Source organism: Flavivirga jejuensis (assembly GCF_030540765.1).
Taxonomy (GTDB): domain Bacteria; phylum Bacteroidota; class Bacteroidia; order Flavobacteriales; family Flavobacteriaceae; genus Flavivirga; species Flavivirga jejuensis.
Genome location: NZ_JAUOEL010000002.1, coordinates 365,237 through 388,003 on the forward strand (window position 1 = coordinate 365,237; position 22,767 = coordinate 388,003).

The following is a 22,767-nucleotide window of genomic DNA, read 5'->3' on the forward strand; positions in this document are numbered from 1 at the left end:
ATGAAAAATTTTATTCACGATTTATCTTTAATTGATTTCATGCAATTTTCCCTTAACCAGATACCTATTTTCATCAATTAAGATAAAAATATATTCTTTTGCTTCTTTTGGAATTGTAAACGTGTAACCTAGTTTATTTGCACTCGCTTTTACTGGTACTTCATAATATGTAGATTTCACTTTTCTCACCTTCTTCTTTGCTGTATTTTCATCTGAAATTTTTACAATCGCATAGCTTTCTATAATTTCAGATTTTCCTTTCTCCAATTGAATAGAAGCTTTCCCTGATTTTTTATCAAAAGAATCGCCAACCACAACAGGAAGAGAAGATTCATTTTTAGATTTTAATGGATTTTTATAAGGCAACTTCGCATCGTAATCCTTCAAGTATTTTTCTAATCTTGAGGCTAAATCTTTGACAATTTCTGGCTCTTGTTCAGCAATATTAAACTGTTCTTCTAAATCAGCTCTCTTTCCATCTTTATATAAACGATACAATTCATAGTTACCTGAAATAAAATTCTTGTATAATTTATAATCTCCAGCTCTTATAGCAGACTGTTTTTTCTCATCATCGCCATAAGGGAAATGCCACCATAAATCTTCTCTAGGTTTACCATTACTATACTTAACCTCTTTTTCATTGTTCATTAACACATTAGAAATATCTAATCCATCTAAATCAGAACTATATTTAGCAGGTATTTTGCTATTTGTAAGATTTAAAATTGTTGGAAAAAAGTCTAATTGATTGATTAAAGCATCATGCGTTTTTCCTTTAGAAATATTAGGTCCTGTAACTAGCATTGGCACTCTAATTCCGCCTTCTTCAGAATACTTTTTACCCTTATCTAAAGGTGCATTGTCTGACATGATTTCACGTCCACGCTTTTCTGCTCCGCCATTATCCGAGGAAAAGAAAATGTATGTAGTTTCATATAATTTTTTACCTGGATTTCTTGGATCATCCGTTTTCTTTAGCAAATCTACCACACGCCCTAAACTCCAATCTAAAGTGGTTACCATTGCACCAAAATAAGGATTGGTTTGCCCTCCTGTACGTATTGGAATATCTTCTTTAGGAAACTCTACACCTAATTTATCACAGTAGTATTGTAGTAGTTCTTTGTTTTTTGTGTGAATTGGATAATGTACCATCCAATGTGCCAGATACAAGAAAAAAGGTTCTTCTTTACTGTTTTTGATAAACTCTAATGCATTTTCTGTAACCTCATCCTTTGGATATGAAATCCCTTCAGGAGATTCTTTTGTAAAAGGAAAATACTTCTCTTTACTTAATCTATATTTATCATTTTTTGCATTTGTCGCAAAATAATTCACACGATTTTTTACTCCTTTAGGACCTTGATGTGCGCCTCTAGATTCGTGTGCAAAATCAAAACCTTGATTTGATGAACTCTGAATTTGAAGACTTCCTGCATGCCACTTACCTACATGCCCCGTTTTATAACCATTCATTTTTAGCGCCTCAGCAATGGTAAAATGCTCTGGCATTAATCCGCCAGGTAAAAAAGGATGTGTATAGCTTGAAGATTTTTTAAATTTAGGGATTCCTCCTCCAGATACATTTGTTACGCCTGTTTTTGCAGGATGCAATCCTGATAAAATAGAACATCTGGAAGGTGCACAAGTAGGCGCTGGAGAATACCCGTTTGTAAAATTCACAGCCTCTTGTGCCAATTTTGTAATGTTTGGTGTATCCCAAGCACAAGGGGCATCTAAATCATTTAATTGTATGTCCTGCCAACCCAAATCATCTGCATAAAATATAATAACATTGGGTTTTATTAATTCTCCTTTTTTCTGACTATGTATATAGTTAGAAGAAAATAATGCAAGAAATGCTATGGTTAAAATTGTTCTATTAGTTTTCATCATATTATTTTTAAATATAGATGTGATACTGTTATTTTAATAAAAACAGTATCACAACCAAAGCCCTCTCTTTTAATTTGTTTCGTGAAATTCACTTTTTACCATGAATCTATTTTCATCAATCAAAATAATTCCATACTGTGTTGCTTCATTAGGAACTGTTAAAGTAAATTCTAATTTATCTTTACTAGATTCAACAGGTAAGCTTTCGTACTGCCCTTTTATTTTTCTTGGTTTCCCGTTTTTCTTCTTTTTTGCATTTAAGTTTTGGTAACACACAAGAGCATAAGCTTCTATTACTTTAGATTTTCCCGCTTCCAGTTTTACTGTATATTTTTTAGACTTTTTGTTAAAAGAATCAGAAACTATTGTTGGAATTGTAGTTGCTTTTGCTTTTTCTGAAGCGTCTTTAACTCTTGAAAGATCTTTATAAGGATACTTAGCATTATAATCCTTTAAATACGTTTCTAATCTTGTAGATAAATCTTTAACAATTTCAGGAGCGCTTTTTGCGATATCGTGCTTTTCTTCTAAATCTGCTCTTTCCCCATTTTTATACAAACGGTACAATTCATAGTTCCCTTTAACATGATTTTTATACAATTTGTAATCTCCACGTCTTATTGCTGATTGCATTTGACGGTCTTGATTATGCGGGAAATGCCACCATAAATCTTCTCTTACTTCACCTTTATTGTTTTTAATATCTTCATCATTATTATGTAATACGCCCGAAATATTTAATCCATCTAAGTCTGAACTATATTTAGCAGGTATTTTACTATTGGTAAGACTTAGAATAGTTGGAAAAAAGTCTAGCTGATTCACTAAACCATCATATGTTTTACCTTTTGGAATGTTTGGTCCCGAAATTAGCAAAGGCACTCTAACCCCTCCTTCTTGAGCATATTTTTTTCCTTCGTCTAAAGGAAAATTATCTGTAACAATATCTCCATGTGCTTTTTCTACACCTCCGTTATCAGAAGAGAAAAAGATATAAGTAGTCTCGTATAATTTTTTTCCGGGATTTCTAGGGTCATCCGTTTTCTTTAACAAATCTACCACACGCCCTAAACTCCAGTCTAAAGTAGTTACCATAGAGCCATAAAAAGGGTTTGTTTGTCCGCCAGTCTTAATTGGAATATTTTCTTTTGGAAATTCTATTCCCAGTTTATCGCAATAATATTGTAATAATTCACGGTTTTTAGTGTGAATTGGAGCGTGTACCAACCAGTGCGCTAAATATAAAAAGAAAGGTTCGCTTTTACTTTCATTAATAAACTTCAATGCATTTTCTGTTACATCATCATATGGATAAGAAATTCCTTCTGGAGATTCTTTTGTGAATGGAGGGTATTTTTCATCACTCAAACGATATGCATCATTTTTTTTATGCGTTGCAAATTTTGTTAAACGATTACCTGGATGTTTAGGTCCTTGATGTGCTCCTCTAGATTCGTGAGCAAAATCAAAACCTTGATTTGTTGATTTCTGATGTTTTAAACTTCCAACATGCCACTTACCTACATGGCCTGTTTTATAGCCATTTATTTTTAAAGCTTCTGCAATAGTAAAGCGTTCAGGGTTTATACCTTCTGGAAAAAAGGGTGTTATATAACTTGAACGTCCTAGTGCTTGCGGTAGCTTTCCTCCTGCAACATGTGTAACTCCTGTTTTTGTTGGGTGTAATCCAGTTAACAAAGAACATCTAGAAGGTGCGCAGGTAGGCGCAGGAGAATATCCGTTTGTAAAGTTTAAAGCCTCTTTTGCTAATTTTGAAATATTAGGGGTTTCCCAAGGACTTGGTTCATCTAAATTGTTGATTTCTGTATCCTGCCAACCCAAATCATCTACATAAAAAATGATGATATTTGGCTGAATAGTATTTCCTTTTTTCTGCCCCTGAACTGGAATAGAAAAAAGGGATACTGATAAAAGTATCATTAAAAAAGAGTGTAGTGTTTTCATTTATATAATTGCTTTTTTTATTAAAGTTTTATTTCCAATTTAATTGAGCTGTTTTATTTTTAATATCTAAAACAACATCTAAATGTTCAAAAGATCTGGTATAAACATAACCGTCTTTTTTAGCATCCCCTTTTGGAGCTCCTAATTTTTTCTCATACTGCGGAAATGTTTTCATCCATACAGCAGATCTATTAGTAGCGTATCCATCATGAGGATATACATAGCTATATTTTTCAGCACAAACTAGAAAAATGGCCAACAGATAATCTAAACGCTTTGCAAAATTATCTTTCTTACTCAGTTTCTTTCTTACATCATCAATACCAGTTTCTGCATTTTTTAAGGCTTTACCCAAACCTAGAGACATGGCGATTATATTTCCTTCTCTAGCTGATTTTTGCACAGCTTCAATCCCTTTTGCTAGATAATCTTCATAAGTCATACCAAAGTTTTCATGTTCAAAACCTTCAATATAAGATCCGTCAAAATATTTTAAATAACTTCTACCAACATCTTTAAAATTAGGTCGAACTCTTAAAATATTAGCGAGTAAAATATTATCTTTTCCATACCTCGTATTTAAATCTTTCATCATTGTTAAGTAACCAGCCTCAACTTGTTTTTGTTTCTCATTACCTACTCTATTACCGAAAAACCCTGGAGCTAACACCTTTATATTTGCATCCATAAACACGCCATCTATATATGGACTGCTTGTTATCTCCCCAACATGATCTAACCAATGCGAACGAACGTAATCTTTTGAAATGTCAAAAAAGCCTGTTTTTTTATTTGGCATTACAGCTTTTTCCCCGCTTGAGTTTACCAAATATGCATCAGGATGCTTCTGAAAAAAATATCTATCAGCTTTATATCCAGCCCAGTTAATTACAACGTTTTTATAATACAATATTTTTGTGTCTGGATTTAATTTTTTCACCGCTTTAGCGGCAACAAGAGTTCCATCCTCTGTAGAACCATAAGTCTTACTACCTGTTGTTTTTTCGAAAGTAATTAACGGATGTTTGGCCAAAAACTTAAGTTCTTCCTTTGTAAAGGAAGTGCTTTTACGAAGATGCATATACAAAGGCATAGTATCCCAAGAGAACTCAGGTAAATTGTTTTTTACTTTAGAAGCATCTATTCCTTGTGCTTTACAAGAATTTAAAGTAACTACAAATAGTAATACTAATAAATATCTAAAATTCATTTTACTCAACAAGTGTTTAATCATTATTTTTTCTTTTAATTTCGTTCCTTTACAACTATTCTAAAACAAATAGCAGGCTGATTTAATTTGTTTTCAAAATCATATTTAATCGTTAGTCCTTCTTCATTTTGGTTCCAATTAATTTTTTGCTTACTTCCTAACAGCTCTATCCTCTCTATATTTCTTTGTAATATACCTTCTTTTTTTAAGGTCTTAATTAAAATATCTTCTGTTGGAGGCGCTAAAACAAAAGCATAAAGGTTACCTTCTTTTGCAGTAAAACGAATATCCTTTGCAGAGTAATTTTTTAAATTCTCGCCTGTTCGCTTTGTTACAATTTCTAAAGGCCCTTCTCCATAAATCTTCCATGGGCGTGTTCCGTAGATGCCTTCACCATTAATTTTTATCCAATTACCAAATGACGTTAACATATTGGCTTGAAATTTAGGCAAGCTACCATCTCCTTTAAGTGCTACGTTCATCATTACCACGCCATTTTTACTAATGGCATCCACAGCATTACCTATCAATACAGGAACACTCATTTTTGTTTTGGATTGTTTTCTATAAAACCAACTTCCAGATAAATCTGTTGCCCACATCCAAGGGTGGTTTTGAGACTCCCCAAACATACCTCTTTCTAAATTATAGGTAAATGCTGCTTTATTTTGTTTGGCATTTTTAAAAGAAAGTACCGTTGTTTGTTTACCATTATTTTCTTTTAAATCTTTATTTAAAAAGTCAGAGAACAGTTTTACTCCCAAACCATCACCCATTTTTATTGTTGGATAAGGTGAGTCGTTATTAAACATATCTGGATCGTACTTTTCTATGAGTTCCCAACATCTTTTATACCAATGTTCATTCCAACTTTTCTGACTACTGAATTTTCTATCATCATAATCCATATTAAACAACTCCCATTCTAGGGTGTTTGGTTTTTGATATTTTCTTGCCGTTCTAAAGAAACGAGGCGACCAATATAAATGTGTAGAAACACCAAATTTCAAATTGTATTTAATTGCGGCATCTTTCCATTCTTGAATAACATCCCTCTTAGGCCCCATATCAACCGAATTCCATGAAAAAAAAGAATCATACAAATCAAAATTATCATGATGTGTTGCTACTGGCATAATAAAGTTAGCTCCACAATCCTTAAAAAACTTCACTAATCCTTCTGGATTCCATTTTTCAGCTTTAAAACCTGGAACAAATTTTTCATAACCAAAACCTTCTACCGCTCCATAAGTTTTAACATGCCAATCTACTAATTCTCTATTCATCTTAGCCTGAGCAGCATTATCACGGTCTAAAGGTCCATACATTCTTCTTCCATAATGAGAACCATCATGCGGTCTGTTTTCGTCAATTGAAGAAGGTATTCCCCAATGCATCCACACGCCTATTTTCCCATCTTGAAACCATTCTGGAACTTGATAGTTTTCTGCCATAGACTCCCAGTTAGGATCGATTTCTTTGTATCCAATTAACTTTTCTTTTTTTTGTCCAAAACAAATTATTGTCAAAACAAACAAAAAACTAGTCATAAAGAATTTAAACTTACACATACTAATGGGTTAAATTATGCGATGTAAAATTAGCTTTTAACTACAGAAACTTTTTTCTCTTATTAATCAAAAACATGCTCTAATTAATCAATACAACATATATCTTTATAAAAAAACATATTCAATTCATCATTAAACCCTGAAGAATGGACAGCAAATATAAATCATGGACAAATCTAACCAGCCACACATAAACAACTAAAAAACAGCAATTTAAACTTTAAAAAACTAATAATCATTGCGTATATAAAAGAATTATTTCTACGTAAAATCAATATCTCACCTATCTATCTACATACAAAACAACATTAAATTTTTATAAAAGATGCGCCCCCTTCTTTGTTTGATTGAAATGAGAAAGTATTAAAGCGAAATGAGCAAATCGTTTTCTATTAGTTAACGCATATTTGTATCAACAAAACTAACTAACAAATAAGTCATGAAAAAAAACAATTCTAAAATCTTAACACTATTATTTTTGCTGCAATGCTTTATTGGTTTTGCACAAGAGCAAACAATAACAGGTAAGATTACTGATGAAAACAAGATGCCCTTGCCTGGCGTAAGTGTTATTGTAAAAGGCACTAATAATGGTACAACATCTAATTTTGATGGTGAATATACCATACAATTAAAAAATGACAGCAGTACGTTAGTTTTTTCTTATGTAGGTTATGAGGTAGTAGAGAAAACTACTTCGGGAAAAACCCGCATTAATATCCAAATGAAAGTTGATTCTGAATCTTTAGACGAAATACTACTTGTAGGAATACGTGGTGCACAAAGAAGTGCTGTAAAGCTAAAAAGAGAAGCTAAAAATGTTATTGAGGTTATTACACCAGAAGATGTTGGAAGTTTTTCAGATAGCAATGTAGCAGATGCTTTGCAAAGAGTTCCAAGTGTACAAATAGAAAGGAATGTTGATGATGCAGCTGGGGATAGAGTATCAATTAGAGGTTTGGGACCACAATTTGTTAGAGTTACAATGAATGGACGTGTCCCTATTTCTGGAGGTAATGAAGGAAAATCAGATTTCCGAAAGTTTAACTTAAACGTTATTCCTACCGAAATTATTTCTCGTGCCAAAATTCATATGACATCTCAGGCCAAACATACTTCAACATCTCTTGGAGGAACCGTAGATTTTGAAACAATGAAGCCGTTAGATAAAAAGTACAAAAAAGGGAAAAATTATTTTGGTAGTATAAATGTAAGAACAACTACTGATAGTGAATTCAAAGATATAGAATCAGCTTATAAAAATTCACCTAATTATAGAGTTTCTGCAGCCTTTGGAGGCAAGATAAAAGATAATTTAGGTATTATAGTTTCAGTAATTAATTCTGATGAAGCGTATGCAAAACAATCGGCTGCATTTAGAGGATATCGCTTTGTAGATTTACGAGAAGACACAAATAATGATGGGACTTTTGATGTTGCAGATGGAGACCAACTTTACGAAGATATCTTAACCCCTGCAACTATTAATAATGTTTATATGAACGGTGTTAGAAAACGTCTTGCAGGAGCTACGGCAATTCAATGGAAAGTAAACGATAAATTAGAGTTTATAGCTGATTATGTTCTAACAAAATTAAATAGTGATTCAGATAGACAAATGTTTCAGATAAGTTTAGCTCCTGGGGGTGCTAATGGAATATTAGGCGCTAATAACTTTTTTAGTCCAGGTAGTTTAGACCTTAACGGGAATAATTTGTTACATATTAATGGAGCAGGTTCTCAATTAAACAGAGCTAATATTCAAAATAAAAATCAATTTTATGATAATCATGCTACCAATAATATTGCTGGGTTACGAACAAAGATTAAAGCCTCAGATAGATTAAAAATTGATATAGACATGGCTTATTCTAATCTAAGTTTCTTCCAAAACCTAACTCAAATAACAACAAGATTAGATGGCAGAGATTATGATAAAAACGCTTTTGGTATCGACCTTAGAGGAGAACTCCCCCAATATGGAATCCCAGAAGAGGCTTTTGATTCATCATTATTTACGCTTCGACCTACAGCAAAAAGGCTTATAAACACTAAGGGCGACAATTATGCATCTAAATTAGATTTTGAGTATAAGCTAAGTAAAAACACAGACTTATTTTTTGGTGCTAGAGTAGCAACAACTGAATTTGAGGCTAGAGAAGCTAGCTTAAATTTTAGTGATTATACAGATGAACAAGAAGCATCAGTTTTTGAACTTATAGGAAACAACTTAACTCCAGACGATTTTATGTACGGAGATATTGGTTTATCGCAATGGCTTCATACACCAGGACGAGAAGTTCTAGCCTTAACACCTGAGTATGCAGCCTTGGATGGAGGAAGCGCTTTTGATTTTGACACACCTTTAGAAGATGTAGTGTCTGACGAGGGTAACCTAAACTTAAGTAGAGCAAGATCTTATGGAGCCAAAGAAACATCGTATGCTAACTATATGCAAATTGATACAAAAATTAGAGTATTCAATATTCCTACATACTTAAATTTTGGTGTGAGAGCAATTAGAACAGATAATACATCATGGGGATTTTCGGCAGTAAATCAATTTGATCCTCTTGATGAAGATGATGTTAGAGATGAAGAAGTAGATGGGGCGTTATTCCATAAGGTAAAAAACTCCAGGTGGGATGCATTACCTAGTTTTACTGCCAATTTTAACTTAAAAGATAATATTATATACCGTTGGAGTGTTTCCAGAGGAATTGCAAGACCAGCTTATAGAAATTCAATACCAAGAAATTCTATCCGATATATAAATCCAGATTCTGAAATATTCAATCCCAATTCCCCAGATTATGTGGCTGATTTAGGTTCTAGTACAATAAGAGGAACTATTACAACAGGAAATCCTTTTATAAAACCTTATACTGCTTGGATGTTTGATAACACACTAGGAATATATACTAAGAATGGAGGTTCTTTTACTGGAAGTGTTTTTTATAAAAGACTTGTAGATTATATAGGAAGGGTAACATTAATTAATCAAGCATACCCAGGAGAAGAAGAATTAGGGATAGCATTACCTGCTGGTCAAGAAGATTTATTGTTTGATATCTCTAAGACTACAAATATAACAAATGCTCAACTTTATGGTTTTTCAATAGGATTTAATCAACATTTTACATTTTTACCAGGTTTTGCAAGTGGGTTTGGTTTAAGAGCTAATTACTCTTATGTAGGAAGTAATTTTGACGATGCTTTAGGAGATGCAACCAATGGTCTTCCTGGTTCATCGAAACATAGTTTTAATAGCGTTCTGTATTATCAAAAACATGGTATCTCTTTTAGATTTGCTGTTGCACATAGAAGTAATTATTTAAGTAATTTAGGAGGTATAGGTAATACTCGAGCAGACGAAGCTCATTATACTGAAGGAACTACTAGATTTGGCTTAAACTTGCAATACAAAATCTCAAAAGCATTATCTATAAATGCTGGAGTTAGTGACATTACGGGAGAAGATAACCGAAGATATATTGGGGATGACACCAACAACCTAAACTCTTATTATAGAAATAATCCTAATTGGAAATTTGGTTTGAGATACAAACTTTAATCTAGTAAAGATAGTATTACTTATTCTTAAGAGTCATTAATCAATAAATTTCAAAATGACTCTTAAGAATAAATAATTGACATGATAAAAATATTGACTTTTCAAAAATTTTAAAAATTAGTAATAGTACGCATATGTTCAACAAAAGATGTTTTATTTTTTCCATTTTAGCAATACTTGTTTGTAGTATAAACATACATTCTCAGGCTAAAAAGGAAAAAGGAATGGAAGAAATGTGGGGTGAAACGAAAGTTTCGGTAGACGCTCTAAAAAATGGAAAAGGAAAATTCTTTGATGAGAGTAATTTCGGGATGTTTATCCATTGGGGACTATTTTCCAATCTAGGAGGCGTTTGGAATAATAAAACGTATTACGGTATTGGAGAATGGATTATGAACCCAAGAATGGCTGGTATTCCTGTTGAAGACTATAAACAAATAGCCAAAGATTTTAATCCTACCGAGTTTGACGCTAAAAAAATAGCTCAATTAGCTAAGGATGCTGGAATGAAATATATAATCATAACAAGTAAGCATCATGAAGGTTTTGCTATGTTTGACTCAAAAGTAAGTGATTTTGATATTGTAGATGCTACCCCTTTTGGAAGAGACCCTATGCATGAATTATCAAACGCTTGTCATGAATTAGGTTTAGGCTTTGGATTCTATTATTCACACAATCAAGATTGGACAACCCCTGGAGGTACAAGAGGACCAAAATTAGACAAAAACGGAAAAACAGCTTCTTTTAAAGATTATTTCTACAATAAGTGCAAACCTCAAGTTAAAGAAATTTGTACCAACTATGGCGATATAGATTTTGTTTGGTTTGATACGCCTGGAGATATGAAAAAAAAGTATGTGGTAGAACTAGCAGCTATGGTAAGAGAACTACAACCTAAAGCTATGATGTGTAGCCGTGTTGGATACGGTTTAGGCGATTATGCAAGTGTTGGTGATATGGAGGTGCCTACAAAACGTATACAAGGTTTATGGGAGACTTGTGATACTAATAACGATTCATGGTCTTATGCTTGGTACGATAATAATTTTAAAAGTCCAAAGGTTATAATTTCTCGATTAGTTGAAACCGTTGCAAGAGGTGGGTCTTACTTATTTAATGTCGGCCCAAATAATATGGGAACGGTACCAGAAATTGGAGCAGAATTTTTGAGAGAATCTGGAAAATGGCTGCAAAAATATCCGCAAGTCGTTTACGATGCGGGGCCTTCTCCTTGGGATTATAAGCTACCATGGGGCGATGTTACTACAAAAGAGAACTCCATGTATTTAGCAGTTTCAGAGTGGCCTACCGATGGAAAACTGTATTTACCAGGATTAAAAACAGACATACAATCTGCTAAACTATTGAATCCAGAAGGAAAAAGTAAATCCATTACATTTAAACAAGAAAAAGATAAATGGGTTGTGTTTGATATTCCTTATAGAGCACCAGAGAAATTGATTTCAATTATCGAATTAAAATTCAAAGATGGTAAAACAGTCGTGGTTAACGATGATGAATTAGGTGTTTATCCAAATAGTGAAACTGAATTAATTACAGAATTTGGCGAAGTAACAAACGCGGAACAAAAGAACCTGCGTTGGATGGAAAAATTTGGAGAATGGAAACATGCAAACCAGGTAGGTAATTGGGAAGAAAACAGTTCTGTGAAATGGAACGTTGATGTTCAAAAAGCTGGATATTATTATGCAAATCTTTGTTATGCTGGTACTGGAAGATTGGTTTGGAAAATAGCTACAAATGATGGTGTTACCATTCAAAACCAACAAGCTGCAACCGAGAAATACGTAAGCTACAATATGGGACTCTTAGAATTTAAAAAACCAGGTAAACATACAATTTCTGTATCATTAGTTGAAGGAGACAAAGTGAGTTCAAGTTTAAAATCGTTAATATTGACTCCTATGGATAATTAATAACCCCATGCAAAATCGATCAATCATTTATTATATTCATGTCTTAGTATTTTTAATTTGTTATCAATCTATTGGGCAAACAAATAAAAAGTATCCTAAATTTAGTTGGGATAAAGTGCCTATAGCATTTCATTTTGGAAAAAAAGGTAGTTTAACTAATAGTGAAGCTAAATTTATTACCTCTCATTCAAACTTTATTGTCTTGGAGAAAGGACATGGATTACCTCAATATAAAAACACTGAAACAGGGATTGAGGAAACTGCAAAAAAGTTAAAAAAACTGAATCCCAATATAAAAGTTATTTTCTATTGGAATGCCTTTTTAGATTACCCTATGTATGAAGCTCATAATGTTTATGAAAATCATCCAGAATGGTGGTTAAAAACAAAGGATGATGCATATGACCTAAAAAATGGAAACATCAGACGTTATGACCTTTCTAATCCAGAAGTTCGAAAATGGTGGATAGAAACAGCAAAAAAAGAAATTTTAAATGGCTCAACTGATGGGGTTTTTATGGATGCTTTTATTCAAGTAGCTAGTAAAGCTAATATAAAGCTTTGGGGTCAAGAAAAGTACGATGCTATTCAACAAGGTTTAAAAGATTTAATTAAGGAAACAAGAACAGCATTAGGCAGCGATAAACTTATTGTTTATAATGGTATTCGCTCTATCCCAAATAATAACACAGGAAATAACTTCCCAGACCATACAGATGCCGTAATGATTGAACATTTTGGCATCCTGAAAAGTAACTCTAAAGAAAGTATGTTACAAGATATACAAGAAATGGAGAAAGCTGGAAAAACTGGTAAAATAGTAGTCTTTAAAGGATGGCCTGCTGAATATACTTGGATGGACAAAGATTTTATGGCAAAATCTTTAAAAGAAAAACAAAAGATTTCTAAAGAAAATATAACATTTCCCTTGGCTTCTTTTTTAGCTGGTGCTCAAGAAAATTCATATTTCATATATAATTGGGGATATCGTTTTAAACATGGTGCTACAAATTGGTATCCCGAATTTGATAAACCTTTAGGGAAGCCTTTACATGATATGAAAGTTAATGGTTGGCAATTAACACGAGATTTTGAACATGCTTCTATTTGGGTTGATTTGGAAACTAAAGACGCCAAAATCGATTGGAAACAACCTTAATACAGTAAAAAAATCAAACTAATATTTTAATAAAGAATTTCTTGAAACCAACTATTCTCGGCAGAGCTATAGAAGTATTTCGCTGGTTTCATACCCAATCAAGTTGCCCACAAGGTTTTGACCTAAAAAGGTCAAAAACCAAAATTCTGTATTTTTCCTCTCCCAGAACTGCCAAAAAAGGTAGTTCTGACCTCTCCAAAAGAGACATCGGAAACCCCGACGCAGAGTCGAGCAATTCTTTAGATTTAAGTTAAAGAAATACAAATTCAATAACGAAACCTCTCCTGCAGGAAGTTCATAGTTTCGTTTTGGCAGACTAAAAAGTCTGCTTCGTTAAATATGGTAAAACTGAGTTGGTGTGAATTCGTGAAATTCGTGTCAAAAATTTTTAGAAGCTAAACGCGAAATGCACTAAAATACATCTTTTTAACTCCAAGTTGAGGCTAATAAAAGGTATTAAACTTTTAGAGCAAGCCCTAAACCCAATAATAAATAATAGGAATCGACTCAAGAGTCGAGGTATTAAACTAACTCTGCTTTTTAGTTTTCTAATATGGGTATGAAATTTAGAGTTCCTTTCTTTCTTTTGAGAATAATTTTTTATTTGGTTTTTCAGGTAGCGTTTTTTTCCACTCCTTTATTTTATTTTTTAGATCAGTAACTACAAGAACATTCCCTTCTTTAAGATCGTTTTTCTCATAAGTATCAGTTACAATATCATATAACTCTACATAGCTTAAATCATGATTAGCTACCAACTTCCACCTTTGGTCTACAATAGCATAAGACGCCCAATGATCTGAATTTTCTTTGTTTACAGACCGACTAGCGCCTATTTTCCAAAAAAGAGGTTTTATACGCAACGGATAAGGTTCTCCAAAAAGCGTAGAGACTTGACTAATTCCATCTGGTTTATACGTTTCAGGTAATTTTACACCTGCTATTTCACAAAATGTAGGAAGTAAATCTACTGCAGACATAAGAGACACATTATCAACAACTCCAGCTTTTATTTTCCCAGGCCAACGCGCTATAAACGGTACGCCTATACCGCCTTCAAAAAGAGCTGCCTTATACCCTTTTCTTCCTCCTGTGATGCCTTTGGAACCAGCAATATTGTAACCAACACCAGTCGCTGTATCAAGGTATGTTTTTAGTTCAGTGACTGTAGTAGATCTTGCAGGTCCATTATCTGAACTAAAAATAACTAAGGTATTATCAGTCAAGTTTAAACGATCTAGTGCATCCAAAACCTGCCCAATTCTATCATCAGCATGCGATAAAACAGATGCATAAATATTATCAGCTTCATTTAAATCTGGAAAACGCCATTGGTATTTTGGTACGACATGGTGTGGTGTATGCGGTTCATGAACCCACAGATTAATAAAAAATGGTTTATTTTCCTTATTGCTTTTTTCTATGAAAGCCACTGTGTTATCAGCATCTTTATAGTAAGGCATTTGTTCTCCAGAACAATTAAATGCGCCATAAGTATCATAACCATATCTATCTGGAGTAGGCGAATCTAAAACCATATTGTTAGAAATGTGCCACTTGCCAAAATGAGCCGTATTATAACCATTTTGTTGTAGCAACCTGGGTAATAACGTTATATCATAATCTAACCAATCGGGCATATTTCGTTTAGCATTACTTGATACCCATGCAAAATGCCCATCAATATTATGTCTTGCGGGAAATTGCCCTGTTATTACGCCTACCCTGCTTGGCGAACAAACACCACTCGCAACCGTAAATCTTTGAAAATCGGTGCCTTCTTTTACAAGTCTATCAATATTTGGAGTTTTCACATAAGGATGACCATGTGCACTTAAATCTCCCCACCCCCAATCATCTGCAAAGATGAAAACAATATTAGGTTTTGTTGCTTCAATAGGTTCTGGTTTTTTATCTATTGTTTCACAACTTGAGTTGGTTATCAAACATGCAAAACATAAAACATAAAATTTAAAGACTTTCATAAAAAAATAATATTGAGTTTAGCTGGTATTTTGATCGTAAAAATATTTTATATTTAGTATAATTTATTGCTTAAATAAGTTCTTTTGTTTCTCTTATCTACTTTTTAGTATAATATATTTCCAGCATATTAAAAAACTATACAAAAAGAACTCTTCTCCATAGCCAATTCCGACAGCTGAAGAAAATGTAGAATATTGGCCTCTCGGTATTCCAAAATCAATCACAAGATTTAAAAAATTTACACGCCAAACTTTTTCTGTTACAATAGTATTTTTTTTAGAGGTCTTACAGGATATTAGAATAAAACATCGTTGGGAAACTATAGATCAGGAATTTCTCCCTTTTTTCGGTTGTGATAAATATTTTTCAAATTTATTGAGGACTATCCTTCTTTATTGAGTTTACTCTAACACGTCATTTCATCCACTTAAGATTTTTTTATCGGGTATCGACCTGACAAAACTTATTAACTATTGATAATACGAGAACTATATATAGAACTCATCTTAAATTTTTCTAATTACTATAATTAGCTAAGTACTTATTTAAGACACCCATTACTATTATTAAAAATAAAACACTTATAAAAAAGAGCGGCATCTGGACTATTTTCTTAGAAGAAAAATCATTTATTAATATTCCTTTATTGGGGAATTCTGAAATCACATTGATTATATTTATTGTTTTTCCTTTATCTATGTTTAACTCGACTTTTTCATCTTTTAATTTTTTTATCTGATCGAATAGTTCAATTTCTGATATTTGCTCAATTTTGTTATCTGTCAAATTAATATTGGTAGTTCCTCCTTCTAGTTTTTGAGCTTCTAATATTTTAATCTCTTTGTAAAATGATTGTAAATTCTTGATTTCTCTTTGCAGATCTCTTATCATGGTATCTTTAACTATTATATTATCATCATAAATTTTTTTCTGCAACTTGAAGTATTCATTATTCTGTACAGCAGTAACAATTACTTTTTCACATTGTTTAGCAGCTTCAGGTTTCGTTGCTTCTATTTGGATTTCGTGAAATTCTGCATTAATATCATTAAATTTTTTTAGGTAGTCTTGGTAATCTATTTCCTTTAGTGTTATAGAGTCTAGATTTTCAATAAACTTGCTAAATTGTTTCATTTTTTGTATTTCATCTGAAAATGCAGCTATTTCTATATGCTTTACACTTTTTGCTATCTCTAAAGGAATATTTAACACCTCTGCTAGCTCCTTACTTTCTTGTTGTTTTGCCAGTTGATTATAAAACTCTATGTAACTATACATTTGTTTCACACTATTAAAATTAGGATGAATAACCATAGTGGATTTATATAGCGGTACCGCTATATAATCCATATAGGCGCCAACCCCAATCCCCAAAAAAAGTGCTAATAAAAACTTAAAAAAGTGATCTCTAAAGAACAGAAGAAAAAGTATAAAAAGATGGAATATTGTTTTTAAAATAATAGCGATGCGTTTAAAAAAAACATTTATTGTATTGCCTATAAGTTTGAATAATTGGCCTAAATCGATTTCTTCCGAAGTATTAGTGTTTTCTTTTATATTCATAGTAAATTGTTGAAATATTATATTATTTTTTTATATATACGTTGATGAGATTCTTCACCTTGTTACCATTGATGTTTTTTATAAATACTTAATTTATAATCGATTGTCATTCAGAGAACAGCGAAGAATCTTTATAATTAATCTCTAAAGATTCTTCAGTCGTACCTCCTACCATTGACGTTATTTTTTAAGACGTTGTTTTTCATAACTTTAAAAATATTCGATCATGTGGATTCCTGCCTTCGCAGGAATGACAAAAAAACTACTAACCTGACCATACTCTATAACGTCATTTCCTCCACTTGATATTTTTTTTATCTCAGGTCTCTGAATGACACCCCTATTACGTCATTTCATCCGCTAGTTAAAATTTTTAACACAAATCTCTGAATGACATATTTAAATTTGATTTCACAAATTGCTTCGTTTCTCTGGCAATGACGGTTCTTTTGTTTTTTTAGCAATTCTCCTCTGCCCTTCCTAAATCATTAATTTGATTTTACTACAGAATTTATATAGAGGTTGATATATGGATTCTTCACTGCATTCAAACAGCTTTTCTATTATACAGCATTTTCAAACTATTGACACTCACCTGCCAGATTCTAGGGCATTCTACTCATTGATGATATATTACTTTATTCCGTGCTCACCATGACATAGATAGTACTATTGCTCCATTTTCTTGTAAAAGCGGATTGTTGGTAATGAGTCCTTTTTTATAGCCGTTAGAATCTCCATAAAACTGATCTTTCTGGTCTTCCCTGAAGTCTGTCCATAGTCTTAGACCTATGTGAAATTGGGTTTTAGAATAAAATTTTGACAGTCTCATATCGAAACCTAAAGCTCCACCAACCATAGGAAAGGGGTTTGTTTCTCTCCAAATCAACCCCATCCGAAACCCACTATAGTACCTCACTACATTATTATTAAACAAATTAAAATTAATGCCTATTGTACCTATTAAATCTGTGTAAGCTACCTCAAACCCGTTGTATGTTGAAGCCCCTATAGACGCATAGCCCCAGTGCATAATTTTTTGAATTTCGCCCCCTATCTGGAATCCATTATCGGTAATTGTTGGATCTATAAATACACTTACTTGCGTATAATCTTTATCTATAAATTGAGCATTAGCTATTGTGCTAACTATTACTAATAATAATACTATTCTTTTTTTAAAATTCGTCATCTATCTCTTTTAATCTGATGTCTTCTATTAAGTCTAATCGTTTCATTCCTATCCTTTTTATTTATTACACTCATGTTTATAGCACTAGTAATCTTAGGATTATTAACATTAATACTATTTGTAAGCTTATCATCATTATGAAAAGATAGTCAACACTTTTTTTATTTTTCATATTTTGTTTCTCTGATAGTTGGTTACCTATTATATATTCTTTATAATTCCTATTTTTTTCATTTCTTGAGTTAGGTTCAATTACCGCACAGTAAAACATTATTACCAGTATAATACCTACTAATATTCGTGTTATTTCTATAATCATTTTTTTGAAAATTTTGCTACTAAATTTCTTTTAGAAGCTATTTAAAAGTTTCTAGTTCTTTTTTTGCTCATAATTTAACAACTTACATTTTCAAGTTCATAATCAATTAGGATAGTTGTGATCTTTTCTATTTTTATTAAAAATCCCACGAATTAGATCACTTTATAGAATGCTTATCACAGCAAAAAACAAAACGTTATTTCTTATCTTATTACTTTTTTTATGAAATAAAGGAATAATGCAATTATAGCTCACAACTGTAAACAAGGATAGCATCAGCATCATGATTACTAGAGAGCATAACGTTTTTATTTTTGGTGTTTTTATTTCATTTAATAAAGTATTTCTATCTTTTTTTTCATGGTTATTGTTATCCTCACGTTAACTCACGCTAGCTATACATAAACCTCCAACAATAAGGGTGATTATTATATTTCTGATAATTTTCATATTAAAAAAAAATTAATCTTATTGTTTTTCTGTTTGCATTATGTTTCCTTTTAATTACGCAGACTATACGTACTACCTACTCATTTTTTTTGACTTCTTCTTTTAGACAATTCCAACGAATTGAATTTTTCAGGTTAAACAGCGGCACCGCATCTAAAATGTCGAGTTTGTATTTATTTGCTATTACTGGCCGAAAATTATTTAAGCCTTTTATATGCATCTTATTACCTACCACCTTAAAAATCTTGTCTACATTTATGATTACCGATCTATTAACCCTTAAAAAATTATTTGGTAAAATTTCTAGCATTGACTGTAGTGTTTCTCTTATTAAATGTTTACCGTTACTTAAATAAATGGTGATATAATTACGGTCGCTCTCTAGACATAACACCTCTTTTAAATCGAATTTGATTAATGAATATCCTTCCTTTAAAAAAAAAGTCCCGTTATTATATCTCAATCCATTCTTTCTTTCTGAAGTCATACTCACCATACTATCTTGCGATCCCATCAGAACATTATTATTTTCACTACTACCGATGAGTTTATCAAAATCTACAAAGGGTCTAAAAAACATCCGATATAAATCAATCTCCATTTGGCCCTTTTGAGTTTCGATATTTTGTGAAATATTACTGTAAAAGATTATCTTAAATTTATATTGATGAAATAAATGATAGCATAACATATCGTCTCTAAACATCTCAAAAAAGCAATAATCAATCAGTATAAAATCGTATTCATTATTCTGTTCAGACATCCACAAATCTTCCCAACTAAAAAAGACTTCACGTCTACGCACCCCACTTTTTCTTAAATCGTCCAACAGCGATATACAGTCTGACTTCTTTTTGGTTAAAATTGCTACTCTATCTTTCATTAAAGTTTTTTTTAATACTTACCTCATCATTTTTAATAGCCATTTATACACGTTGCTCTAGCGATATTTTGCCCTACTTCAAAACCAATAAGCGTGTCGCTAGTTAGGGTTTTCGTTTGGCTTTTAACCGAAATACCTCACCCAACTAGATCCTTTATATTAAATCAAGACACGCCATTTTAAGTGAATTGCTATTAATTAATTTGTTTACAAAATTATCTTCATTGTATGTTATAAAACATAGATAATAGTCCATTTATCATGGATAATTTATTCTCTGGTTTTTATTTTAAGACTATTGACCTTTAACTTTATTAAGCACATCTCATCTATAACTCTCTCACCGTAATCGATTTATTTACTAAATGCCAATAACTACTAATCAATCAAACCGAAAATCTAATTTTTAAAATTTAATTATGCTGCTACATTTTTTACTCTATCACTGTTTTTAAATTTTATTTTTTATGTATTGATTTAAGTATTTTTTTAATTGATCATGACTATAATCAGACTTATTAGCCCGAATATAATGGTGCATATTTGTACAAACACCACCAAATACAACAGGGGTAATAATGTTATTTTAACTAGTTTTTCAGAAGCTTTAAAGAAAGCCATTGGTATGTCATTTTTTTTCATATTTGTTTTAGGTAATTATTATATTTTACTCATGAGAAATTTGTACTACTTAATTATTATTACTGTACTATTTGGGTGGTATATAGGCTGCTCTCTAAATGGCCCCAAAAACCTTAATCATTACTTGATTTTATCTTACTTATTTAAACCTACATTTATAAATAAGACAATATTGGAGCAACCTATACTCTCATTACCACCCACCCTAGTTTCTATATATTTGTGTTTATTTGCCTCCATATATTGAGACTGTCTTTATATTTATAAACACGTACATAATTTATAGCTGGTGTTTGTTTATTATTACCTCTATTTTTTTCATAGGCTCCTATGAGTATGATAGTACCATTACCCGACAAGCTTATATTATTAAACCCAGATACATCATACCCTGTTGTTTTACCATCTATATCTGCGCCTTTCTGAATCCAGGTATTAGATCTATTTTGATAAGCACGTACATAACTATATCTTACGCCTTTATCATTGTTCATATATGCTCCTATAGCCACAGTAGAGCCGTCACTAGACAAACTGACATTCCATCCTGAAAAATTACCAACTGATTCACCAACAATAGCATCACCTATTTGTAACCAGTTTCCTGACACATTTTTATATACACTTACATAGCCGGATGATCTTCCTCCTTGATGAGCGCCTATGGCTAGAACAGTCCCATTGTTAGACAAACTCACACTTGCCCCGAAATAATCTTTTGTTGCTTTACCATTTATATTTTGCCCTACCTGAGTCCAGACTCCTGACCTATTTTTATAAACACGTACATGCCCAGATTTTGTACCGTTACCGCTGTTGAGAACAGCACCTATAGCCACAATAGCACCATCACCAGATAAACTCACACTATAACCTGACCAATTTCCCTCTGCTTCGCCATCTATATCTGCACCTACTTGTTTCCAAACTCCCGAATTATTTTTGTAAACACGTACATGCCCCGAATTTTTACCGTTATGACCATGGTTACGCTTAGCTCCTATAGCCACCGTAGTGCCATCATTAGACAAGCTTACACTGTAGCCAAACCAATCTCCTACCTTTTCTCCATTGATATCTGCACCTACTTGACTCCAAACTCCTGAATTATTTTTGTAAACACGTACATGCCCAGATTTTGTACCGTTATCATTAGCATCATGAACTCCTATAGCCAAAGTTTTACTGTCATCAGACCAACTCATGCTATAACTTGACAAATTACTTATTGCCTCGTTGGTATTAACGCTTATTTGAGCTTGACCATAACTAGCTAAACTTAACAGCCCAAAAAGGATTGCTTGTATATTTCTTAATTGTATCAATTTCTTTTTCGGTTATAATTTCAAAGCGAAGATTCATCCTATTTGGCAGCTCTTCTAAAAAAAGTGCTGAAGCATGTTAAAATAGGGACTAAAAAGAGGTTTTATGGGACTTGCTGGAACTGTTTTAACACGTGTATTTAACTTGTTTTGTGTGTTATAAAATTCATTTTGCATTTGAATTAATGAAAAATGAGTGGTTTTGCTGTGGTTTTTAATTTAGCCATGATACTGACTATCCATACATAGATTGCCACAGTCGTTCCTACTTCGCAATGACGTATGCTAGTCGTGTTTATACTTGTATTTATTTATAAAAAATGTTCTATGCATAAGTTATAGATATCCATTCCTAGATCCTTCAATTTGCAACAAATTTGCACTGTAACAAAAATTTAAAAACATGAAAACAGTAATATTATGAAACGTACAAAAAAAGAAACCATTGGATTATTGGTAACCATGAAAGCTAAACCCAGTAAAGAAAAAGAAGTTAAAGATTTTTTACTTAGTGGATTAGCGCTAGTAAGTAACGAACTTCAAACGGTGTCTTGGTTTGCCTTTAGGATAAACGAAAGCTCTTTTGGCATATATGATACTTTTGAAGTAGAAGCAGGTAAACAAGCCCATTTAAAAGGCGACGTTGCAAAAGCTTTATTAGCACATGCTGATAATTTATTGGAAAGCTTTGATGTGAACGTGAGTATTAAACCCGTTAATATCATTGCTTCTCATCATAAACCTGGGACACAAAACAAAGGATTATTGGTTATTATAAACGCTAAAGCAGGTAAATCGCAGATGTAGAAAATTTTCTTCAAGTAGGTAAGCAATTGGTAAGTGATAAACCAGAAACCTTATCGTGGTATGCCATTAAGCTAGATAACACAAAGTACGCTATATTTGATACTTTTGCGGAAGCTACTGGTAGAGATGCACACTTAACAGGAAAAATAGCAGCGGCTCTTTTGGAAAAAGCTCCTGCTATTCTAAAAGATTTTGAAGCCTCAGCTATTCAAAACATAGATATTTTGGCATCAAAATAAAATTAATTAAAGTATGATGGCTCTAGTTTAAATTAGCGTTGTTCTT

The 22,767-nt window shown here is 32.3% G+C and carries 14 protein-coding genes; 5 read left to right on the forward strand and 9 right to left on the reverse strand.

Going from position 1 to position 22,767, the window contains the following annotated elements:
* Positions 1 to 27: 27 nt before the first annotated feature.
* The 4 genes from Q4Q40_RS06510 to Q4Q40_RS06525 all read right to left on the reverse strand — a co-directional run bounded on the left by Q4Q40_RS06510 (position 28) and on the right by Q4Q40_RS06525 (position 6,645).
* Positions 28 to 1,896, reverse strand: a complete 1,869-nt coding sequence (locus Q4Q40_RS06510) for a sulfatase (protein ID WP_303300979.1) — start codon at positions 1,894 to 1,896, stop codon at positions 28 to 30.
* 72 nt (positions 1,897 to 1,968) lie between these two features.
* Entirely contained in the window at positions 1,969 to 3,864 is a 1,896-nt protein-coding gene (locus Q4Q40_RS06515; RefSeq protein WP_303300980.1) for a sulfatase, read from the reverse strand.
* A gap of 28 nt (positions 3,865 to 3,892) precedes the next feature.
* The gene (locus Q4Q40_RS06520) at positions 3,893 to 5,098 is read right to left on the reverse strand and encodes a putative glycoside hydrolase (RefSeq protein ID WP_303300981.1); all 1,206 of its coding nucleotides are present in this window, start codon (positions 5,096 to 5,098) and stop codon (positions 3,893 to 3,895) included.
* Positions 5,099 to 5,109: 11 nt separating this feature from the next.
* Positions 5,110 to 6,645, reverse strand: coding sequence for an alpha-L-fucosidase (locus Q4Q40_RS06525; RefSeq protein WP_303300982.1), 1,536 nt, complete (start codon positions 6,643 to 6,645; stop codon positions 5,110 to 5,112).
* 439 nt (positions 6,646 to 7,084) lie between these two features.
* On the opposite strand from Q4Q40_RS06525, the gene Q4Q40_RS06530 reads away from it, so the two are divergent.
* The 3 genes from Q4Q40_RS06530 to Q4Q40_RS06540 all read left to right on the forward strand — a co-directional run bounded on the left by Q4Q40_RS06530 (position 7,085) and on the right by Q4Q40_RS06540 (position 13,318).
* Entirely contained in the window at positions 7,085 to 10,219 is a 3,135-nt protein-coding gene (locus Q4Q40_RS06530) for a TonB-dependent receptor (RefSeq protein WP_303300983.1), read from the forward strand.
* Positions 10,220 to 10,443: 224 nt separating this feature from the next.
* Complete coding sequence (locus Q4Q40_RS06535) at positions 10,444 to 12,159, forward strand: alpha-L-fucosidase (protein WP_303300984.1); 1,716 nt, start codon at positions 10,444 to 10,446, stop codon at positions 12,157 to 12,159.
* 7 nt (positions 12,160 to 12,166) lie between these two features.
* Positions 12,167 to 13,318 carry a putative glycoside hydrolase gene (locus tag Q4Q40_RS06540; RefSeq protein WP_303300985.1) on the forward strand — a complete coding sequence of 384 codons (1,152 nt, stop codon included), beginning with the start codon at positions 12,167 to 12,169 and terminating at the stop codon, positions 13,316 to 13,318.
* A gap of 566 nt (positions 13,319 to 13,884) precedes the next feature.
* On the opposite strand, the gene Q4Q40_RS06545 is transcribed toward Q4Q40_RS06540, so the two are convergent.
* The 5 genes from Q4Q40_RS06545 to Q4Q40_RS06565 form a co-directional block, all read right to left on the reverse strand.
* Entirely contained in the window at positions 13,885 to 15,303 is a 1,419-nt protein-coding gene (locus tag Q4Q40_RS06545) for a sulfatase family protein (RefSeq protein ID WP_303300986.1), read from the reverse strand.
* Positions 15,304 to 15,820: 517 nt separating this feature from the next.
* Entirely contained in the window at positions 15,821 to 16,867 is a 1,047-nt protein-coding gene (locus Q4Q40_RS06550) for a hypothetical protein (RefSeq protein ID WP_303300987.1), read from the reverse strand.
* Between the two features lie 649 nt (positions 16,868 to 17,516).
* Positions 17,517 to 18,059 carry a hypothetical protein gene (locus Q4Q40_RS06555; RefSeq protein ID WP_303300988.1) on the reverse strand — a complete coding sequence of 181 codons (543 nt, stop codon included), beginning with the start codon at positions 18,057 to 18,059 and terminating at the stop codon, positions 17,517 to 17,519.
* Between the two features lie 845 nt (positions 18,060 to 18,904).
* Positions 18,905 to 19,711: a LytR/AlgR family response regulator transcription factor gene (locus tag Q4Q40_RS06560; RefSeq protein WP_303300989.1), complete on the reverse strand. Its 807-nt coding sequence runs from the start codon at positions 19,709 to 19,711 to the stop codon at positions 18,905 to 18,907.
* An 854-nt stretch (positions 19,712 to 20,565) separates the two neighbouring features.
* Positions 20,566 to 21,678 carry a WD40 repeat domain-containing protein gene (locus tag Q4Q40_RS06565; RefSeq protein ID WP_303300990.1) on the reverse strand — a complete coding sequence of 371 codons (1,113 nt, stop codon included), beginning with the start codon at positions 21,676 to 21,678 and terminating at the stop codon, positions 20,566 to 20,568.
* A gap of 417 nt (positions 21,679 to 22,095) precedes the next feature.
* Here Q4Q40_RS06565 and Q4Q40_RS06570 point away from each other — a divergent pair, with 417 nt between their 5' ends.
* Together Q4Q40_RS06570 and Q4Q40_RS06575 are read left to right on the forward strand one after the other, a co-directional pair.
* On the forward strand, positions 22,096 to 22,482 hold the full coding sequence (locus Q4Q40_RS06570) for an antibiotic biosynthesis monooxygenase (RefSeq protein ID WP_303300991.1): 387 nt from the start codon (positions 22,096 to 22,098) through the stop codon (positions 22,480 to 22,482).
* A 26-nt stretch (positions 22,483 to 22,508) separates the two neighbouring features.
* Positions 22,509 to 22,721 (forward strand): antibiotic biosynthesis monooxygenase, encoded by a 213-nt coding sequence (locus Q4Q40_RS06575; protein ID WP_303300992.1) that lies wholly within the window; start codon positions 22,509 to 22,511, stop codon positions 22,719 to 22,721.
* Positions 22,722 to 22,767: the final 46 nt, after the last annotated feature.

Bases quoted from the DNA above. Each gene is read 5' to 3' on its own strand.
- Q4Q40_RS06525 (WP_303300982.1), bottom strand. From the start codon at position 6,645: ATGTGTAAGTTTAAATTCTTTATGACTAGTTTTTTGTTTGTTTTGACA.
- Q4Q40_RS06560 (WP_303300989.1), bottom strand. From the start codon at position 19,711: ATGAAAGATAGAGTAGCAATTTTAACCAAAAAGAAGTCAGACTGTATA.
- Q4Q40_RS06515 (WP_303300980.1), bottom strand. From the start codon at position 3,864: ATGAAAACACTACACTCTTTTTTAATGATACTTTTATCAGTATCCCTT.
- Q4Q40_RS06545 (WP_303300986.1), bottom strand. From the start codon at position 15,303: ATGAAAGTCTTTAAATTTTATGTTTTATGTTTTGCATGTTTGATAACC.
- Q4Q40_RS06550 (WP_303300987.1), bottom strand. From the start codon at position 16,867: ATGAATATAAAAGAAAACACTAATACTTCGGAAGAAATCGATTTAGGC.
- Q4Q40_RS06530 (WP_303300983.1), top strand. From the start codon at position 7,085: ATGAAAAAAAACAATTCTAAAATCTTAACACTATTATTTTTGCTGCAA.
- Q4Q40_RS06570 (WP_303300991.1), top strand. From the start codon at position 22,096: ATGAAACGTACAAAAAAAGAAACCATTGGATTATTGGTAACCATGAAA.
- Q4Q40_RS06535 (WP_303300984.1), top strand. From the start codon at position 10,444: ATGGAAGAAATGTGGGGTGAAACGAAAGTTTCGGTAGACGCTCTAAAA.
- Q4Q40_RS06555 (WP_303300988.1), bottom strand. From the start codon at position 18,059: ATGACGAATTTTAAAAAAAGAATAGTATTATTATTAGTAATAGTTAGC.
- Q4Q40_RS06510 (WP_303300979.1), bottom strand. From the start codon at position 1,896: ATGAAAACTAATAGAACAATTTTAACCATAGCATTTCTTGCATTATTT.
- Q4Q40_RS06540 (WP_303300985.1), top strand. From the start codon at position 12,167: ATGCAAAATCGATCAATCATTTATTATATTCATGTCTTAGTATTTTTA.
- Q4Q40_RS06520 (WP_303300981.1), bottom strand. From the start codon at position 5,098: ATGATTAAACACTTGTTGAGTAAAATGAATTTTAGATATTTATTAGTA.